Annotated in this window: 7 protein-coding genes; 4 read left to right on the top strand and 3 right to left on the bottom strand. The window is 43.5% G+C overall.

Annotated features, from left to right (window positions below; translation table 11 throughout):
* The 3 genes from AB7U36_RS16315 to AB7U36_RS16305 all read left to right on the top strand — a co-directional run.
* The coding region (locus tag AB7U36_RS16315) for a biotin/lipoyl-containing protein (RefSeq protein ID WP_428160763.1) at nucleotides 1–205 on the top strand (205 nt) is incomplete at its 5' end.
* Nucleotides 206–470: 265 nt separating this feature from the next.
* Nucleotides 471–911: an Hsp20/alpha crystallin family protein gene (locus tag AB7U36_RS16310; protein WP_428160762.1), complete on the top strand. Its 441-nt coding sequence runs from the start codon at nucleotides 471–473 to the stop codon at nucleotides 909–911.
* A gap of 36 nt (nucleotides 912–947) precedes the next feature.
* On the top strand, nucleotides 948–1,334 hold the full coding sequence (locus AB7U36_RS16305) for an Hsp20/alpha crystallin family protein (RefSeq protein ID WP_428160761.1): 387 nt from the start codon (nucleotides 948–950) through the stop codon (nucleotides 1,332–1,334).
* A gap of 55 nt (nucleotides 1,335–1,389) precedes the next feature.
* Here the strand turns inward: AB7U36_RS16305 and AB7U36_RS16300 are convergent, their stop codons facing one another.
* The 3 genes from AB7U36_RS16300 to AB7U36_RS16290 form a co-directional block, all read right to left on the bottom strand.
* Nucleotides 1,390–1,908 (bottom strand): hypothetical protein, encoded by a 519-nt coding sequence (locus AB7U36_RS16300; protein ID WP_287561127.1) that lies wholly within the window; start codon nucleotides 1,906–1,908, stop codon nucleotides 1,390–1,392.
* A gap of 120 nt (nucleotides 1,909–2,028) precedes the next feature.
* Complete coding sequence (locus tag AB7U36_RS16295) at nucleotides 2,029–2,397, bottom strand: pyridoxamine 5'-phosphate oxidase family protein (protein WP_287038920.1); 369 nt, start codon at nucleotides 2,395–2,397, stop codon at nucleotides 2,029–2,031.
* Nucleotides 2,398–2,442: 45 nt separating this feature from the next.
* Nucleotides 2,443–3,468 (bottom strand): ADP-ribosylglycohydrolase family protein, encoded by a 1,026-nt coding sequence (locus AB7U36_RS16290; RefSeq protein WP_428160760.1) that lies wholly within the window; start codon nucleotides 3,466–3,468, stop codon nucleotides 2,443–2,445.
* Between the two features lie 885 nt (nucleotides 3,469–4,353).
* Between AB7U36_RS16290 and AB7U36_RS16285 the strand changes: the two genes are divergently transcribed.
* Nucleotides 4,354–6,281: cache domain-containing protein (locus AB7U36_RS16285; RefSeq protein WP_428160759.1), on the top strand; the 1,928-nt coding region annotated here is incomplete at its 3' end.

Genomic DNA, 6,281 nt, shown 5'->3' with positions numbered 1-6,281 from the left:
AATGCCGGGTCTGATCTCTGCCGTTTGCGTTACTGAAAACCAGGAGATCGAACGAGGGGATGTTCTTGCTACCATTGAAGCAATGAAAATGCAAACCAATGTGCTCTCTGATGTCTCCGGTATTGTTCAACGAATTGTCACATCCGTTGGAACACAGGTTGATGCAAAAGATCTGCTGATTGTTATTAAGCAGGTAGAAGATTAATTCAGTTTTTTTTGACTTAGTATAAAAAAGGCCGATGCACCCAATAGGTGAATCGGCCTTTTTTATTTAAAAAATAGTAATAAAAATTATATTGACATGAAAAAAAACAGAATTAAATTAGGCAAAAAATAGAGATGATTTTGTGGGAGCAAAGGTATCAGGATAGGATGGACAAACCTTAAAACTTTCATAAAGACGTCGATTCTACCAGCCCGAACGCTCCATCAATATTCTAAAATAACAAATAGTTAAAGGAGGAATAGTTATGTTTACGAGAATCAGTGATCTTGACAGATTGTTCGGGGCCATGAACCTTCTTCAAAAAAGACTGGACAATCTTTACGGCGACTATGAAAAATCATCCGGTTACAGATGGGGATTCGAACATACTGCTCCCCGGACCAATCTTTATGAAAATGGTGACAATTTTGAAATCAGGGCGGAAGTGACGGGACTTGAAAAAGGCGACTTGAATGTAAAAATTCAGGGGAACTATCTTGAGATCAGCGGTCAAAGGAAACCCGATGCACCTGAGAATTATAAAACCCATAGAACGGAAAGGGGTATCGGGTCTTTTTCCAGAAGTTTTACACTACCGGCAGATGTTGATTCCACCAAAGTTGAGGCCACATTAAAAGACGGTGTGCTGTACCTTACCCTTCCCAAGCACGAGGCTGCGAAACCCAAAAAAATCAGCATCAGCTAAATCGTCAATGAAAAGTTTATGCAAAGGAGGTTTACCATGGATAGGAGCCAGGAAATAGTCAAACAGGAAGAAAAAAATATTGAAAAAACCAAGGAATTATATAAAGCAACCCCTGCCGTTGATATTTATGAAAATGAGGACGAAATACTTATCTACGCAGACATGCCCGGGGTTGTAAAAGACGATATATCTGTTGATATAGACAACGGCACCTTATCAATATCCGGTGTCAGGAAATTGTCTGTAACCGGTTCGGTCACCTACGAAGAGTTCTCAGATGTTGAATATGTAAGAAATTTTTCCGTACCCCAGACCATTGATGTTGAAAAAGTTGAGGCTGAACTGAAAAACGGTGTATTACGGCTGCATCTGCCAAAGTCTGAGGCAGCCAAACCCAGACAGATTGAGATAAAAATCGCATAATACCCCCAAATTAACCCGGAGTGTTTATCAATCGCCTTTAAAATCGAGAAAATAACTAATTCGGGAAGCTTTCTCCGGGTTGCTTCCCATCTCTTTTTAAAATTGAATTTACAAGTTTTCTGATACGATTAAGTGCAACCAAGCAGATAATTGAATAAGGGATGGCCCAGATGGGCATATCAAAAAACAACATACAACAATCGGCATTAATTGGAATAATGCGATGCCCTGTGGCGTTAACACCGCCAACGGCCCATCTCCATTCTCTTTCTTTTTTTAAAGATGTAATGGTAAAAGAAAGAGAGAAACCCACAACAGTTCTTACAGAACCCTTACTGCCATATAAGATGAATCTGTCATTGCATTTCACATCAAGGACGGATGGCCCCCATTCAGGCCACAGGGATGTGTCTGTAATTATCCGCCATACATCAATTGGGCCGGCCTCCATAATCATACCGACAGAGAATCGCCCGGGTTTAATCTGAAATTTAGGTCTTTTATCCATTATCTTTTCAGTGATCGGAATCATTTCCGGGCGATGAATCGAAAAGCCAATATTGATAAGGTTCATTGCTTATATTTCCATGGTCCTAAGAGCCTGTTTGGTAATTAGGGGATCGAAGCCAAAGTTACAGGGTCTAAGAACTTGAACCGGGTACAGCAAAATTGATCTCAGTTTTAAACAGGGATGCTAATTATCACCAACCAGAGGCCTTTCACTATTAAATTCAAAGAATACAAGAAATTTATCCTCATCCGGATTTGAATCTTTTTTCCTGCGTTTCAGAGAAGCGATCCTCTCTGAATTTTTCTCTTCTTTGACTTTAGTCAAATAGATTCTCTTCCCCTTATAGCCCGGCCCGTCTTCTATAAACATATAGACTGCATGGGGGTTGGATTCAAGGTTTTTGTGCGTTAAGCGATCCCGCATTATAAATGCAATCTTATCCTCCAAAAAAAGAGGCCGTGAATAAATAGCCGCATCGACATTACCATTGCTGTCTGCAGTCGATAAAATACCTGTTCCGTCCGTACTCTCAAAATAAGATTTAAGTTCCATTTTTAAGCTTCCTTTTTTTATCTATCTCTTGTTGTAGTACCAATTTTAACCGAGCATCTCCATAGAAATAATTTCCGGAGGCTTGAGCAAACCACTTACCCAGCGCTCAGGCCAACAGGAAAAGCCGCCCTCAGCGCCCAAAAGAGCGCCTAAAACAGCACCCCTGCCGGCATTATCTCCACCACACATTGTATTTGCGATCAGCCCCTGCTCTGGTTTACCCGCATATTTATAGGCAAGATAAAGCGTTGCCGGGATCGAGTGTTCCATATAGCAGGCTGATGAAAAGTGTTTTCCAACCACCGAACCATCTGGAAACTCAAGTAATGATTCAAACGATAGTTTCGACTTGCCATCCGTTCCGTTCAGGAAATGAGCCACAATGGCATCTTTAAGGCGTGTGCCGTTTAGAACATCCAAAACAATCTTTGCTATTATGTTTGCACCGGAAATCATGGATGGCCCATCGTGTGTTAAAGCCAGGTGAGATAATGCCGTTTTTTGAGCATAATCCCTGTCTTGACCAAACACCAAAAGGATAGGAAGCATCAGGCTTAATCCACCAATATGATTTTCATCTTTCCTGCCGCACTCTGTTAAATCACAGCCTTGAGCATATTGGGTGAAAAAATGCCTGAGATATTCTTCGATGTATGTATCATTGTGAAGGCCCGGTGTGGTCATATATTCGACTAAACGATTAAGCCATTCATTTTCAGAGTAACGTTTCTGCCCTTTGATCAATAACAAAAGTTCCCCGGCCAGTTTTAAATTGAGAGTATTCTCTCCGGCTTTGAGAAATTGATGATAATGTATTCCACGCTGACCCCAATATTTTGATTGATCATGTAAAATATCAGCACTTTTCTTTGGGGGGGTATAGGATGAACGCCATAGAATGGAGTCCGGGTGTGGATTTCGAGGTTTCATAAAATCTTTCACATGGCCGTAATCTTTTTCCAAGGCCTTGGTATTGTAATACCAGTGAACCGGCATCGCCAGGGCATCCCCAATAAACAGGCCGTACATTGCGCCTGCTGCCCGATCCATATATGTTAATTCCGTCGTCATATGATTATTGATTTGTTTCAATTGTTAAATGAGCGCCATAAATTCCCCAAAAATTCATATCCCAATAGTTATCAAGGCGGACCCGTAAGAATTATCCACGCCAACAGCCCGCGTAGATGCAAATAATATAATCTATCATAAAGGCGTCCCAAAAAAAAGCGTTCAATAACAGGATTAGGATTGGTGCGATATGGGTGACGCCCAAATTTAATCATGCGGATCCACGAAAAATAACGGCAAAATATCTTGCTCAGTTCGCCCATGAGGAAGGAAAACAACACCTGTCCCAATTTATTGTGCAAATAATGCTTAAAGTTTGTTAAAAGCATTTGAATTCTGCCGTGCAAATAAAATTGGATCGTTTCGTATAACGGCCATGGGCTGACCGGTTTCTTCACCGTGGTTCAGCCCACAACAAAGAATGAAAGATGTGAGTATTGAGTATTGAGTATTGAGTATTGAGTATTGAGAAAAACAGCTTGTTTTAAATCTCACTACTCAATACTCATAACTTTCTTATAAAATAGCCAAATTCTTCCTTTGAAAACACATCCTGAAATGGGATACGATATTTGTGAATTCCCGGGTTAAGATGAGGTCAAAACCCTGGATTCTCCTGGCTTGCAATTCTAAACCGTTAAATGTATCCTGGTTTTATATGTAAAGCGGTTATTTTTAATGCCCTAATTTAGGAATGAGACCGAGATAACTTAACCTGGGAGCGCGGGCGTCCCGCCCGCATTTTTACTGAGGGCGGGACGCCCGCGCTCCCGGATTTAGCAAAATGGGAAAGTTATTTAAAACCGGTTCCTTCAATGATGTAACTAAACGGTACGATTTTTTTATTGCATGCAATTCCGGTTGCCTCACCCATTTTATGAATTTTTGATTGCCTGTTGTGTGTTGTGTCTGGCCGTTCTTGCCGGGGATGCCGCAGCTTATGAGATCGGCACTGCGCCGCCATACACCACAAAACGGGTATTAATACTGCATTCTTACCACAAAGGATTCTCCTGGACCGACAATATCGAAGCAGGTATCAGAACGGCGCTGGAAGGCGCGTCCGTTGAAATTTTCATTGAGTATCTGGACAGCAAGCGTCAGCCGCTGGAAGCGGCAGGATCTCACATTCTTGAATATCTGAACTGGAAATATAAAACCTTTCCCATTGATCTGCTGATCCTTTCCGATAACAATGCCCTCACTTTCCTTCAAAGTTACAAGAATATTCTTTTTCCTGACGTTCCGATTGTTTTCTGCGGCATCAATAATTTTCAGCCAACCCTGCTTGAGGGATTTGAGCATCGCATCACCGGCGTGGTGGAAAAAACCGATCCCGTCCGGACCCTTCAACTGATTCGCCTGCTCCAGCCAAAAGCGGAAAAGCTTTACCTCATTGCCGGAACAACCCCCACCGGTGCAGCTGTTGCAAAAGAAGTGGACGCGGCTTTGACGGCCGACAGCTTTGGATTTACGCCGGTGTGGTTCCGCGGATTGTCCACGGTTGAACTTGAGCAAAAGCTGTCCGCAGTGTCGCCGGACGATGCCGTTTTTCTGGTGCTCTTCAACCGGGATAAAGACGGGGTGTACTATAGCTATGAGACGGCGGCAGAGCTGGTTGATCGCGCCACGTTTGCCCCGGTATACGGCATGTGGGATTTTTACCTGGGCCACGGGATTGTCGGCGGCATGCTGGCCAGTTCCCGGGATCAGGGACTAACAGCCGGCGCACTTGCCTTGAAGATTCTGCAGCAAAAAAACATTCCTCCTGTGATCACAGACAGTCCCAATGCCCCTATTTTCCTGTGGGACAAGCTTCGTTCCCATGGTTTAAATCCCGATCTGCTGCCACAGGATACCCAAATCCGCAATCGTCCGGATTCAAAAACATGGACCGTTGCCATTGCCGCCGGGCTGGGGATGCTGCTTTTTGCAGTGGCGGGATACAGCCTGATCAGACTCTTTTCAAAGACTGACCGCTCTTTGTCCCGGTCTATGCCTGACGTATTTCGCAGCAATTTGCGCCAGGCCCTTATTCTTCTGAGCGTTGTTTTGGTAACAGGTTTGGCTGTTCAATCCTGGTTTGCTGCTAAAAGTGAGATGGCGTCGATACGGCACAGCATTTTTAATGAGAGAAAAGATCTGATCCGGACCATGGTCAATCGGGCCGTGGATTATATTAATTATGAGCGTTACCGCCTGGGCCAGAAAGGTGCCTCAATCCAAGAGATTAAAAACCAAATAATTAAAGGTCTGGAAACTTACGTTTATGCCCACGGGGAGGGGTATCTTTTTGTTCTCACTGATCAGGGGATTGGACTGCTTAACCGGGTCCAGCCGGAACTGGTCGGCAAGAACCTCTGGGACACCACTGATCCCAACGGTATAAAAATTGTACAGAGCTTGATTAACGCGGCCGGTAATCCCGATGGCGGATTTGTTCAATATACATGGAACAAGCCCAGTCTTGGCCGCGGGGTGCCGAAAATTTCGTTTGCACGGAAAATCAATGACTGGGGCTGGGTGATTGGAAGCGGCCTGTACTTGGATGATATTGAAAAAAACATTCAGTTCTTTGCAAAACAGCAGCGCAACAAATTTATTGTGGAACTTTTAATTATTTTCAGCCTGACATTAAGCGTGATTCTCCTTTTAAGACTGGTCTCCCGCCGTTTGACCGCAAGCGTTGATAAAGAGCTTTTTCTGCTTCAGAAAGCCATTTCAGATCATGATGTCAATGCTGCTGATTATACCTTTCATGAATTTCAAGCCATCGCAGCGATGGCGGATGACAGTTTCAAAGAGCTGGCCCG

The sequence above is a fragment of the Desulfobacter sp. genome (assembly GCF_050177295.1).
Note: the sequence above shows the minus strand (reverse complement) of the source record. Positions and strands in the feature narration are given on the sequence as shown.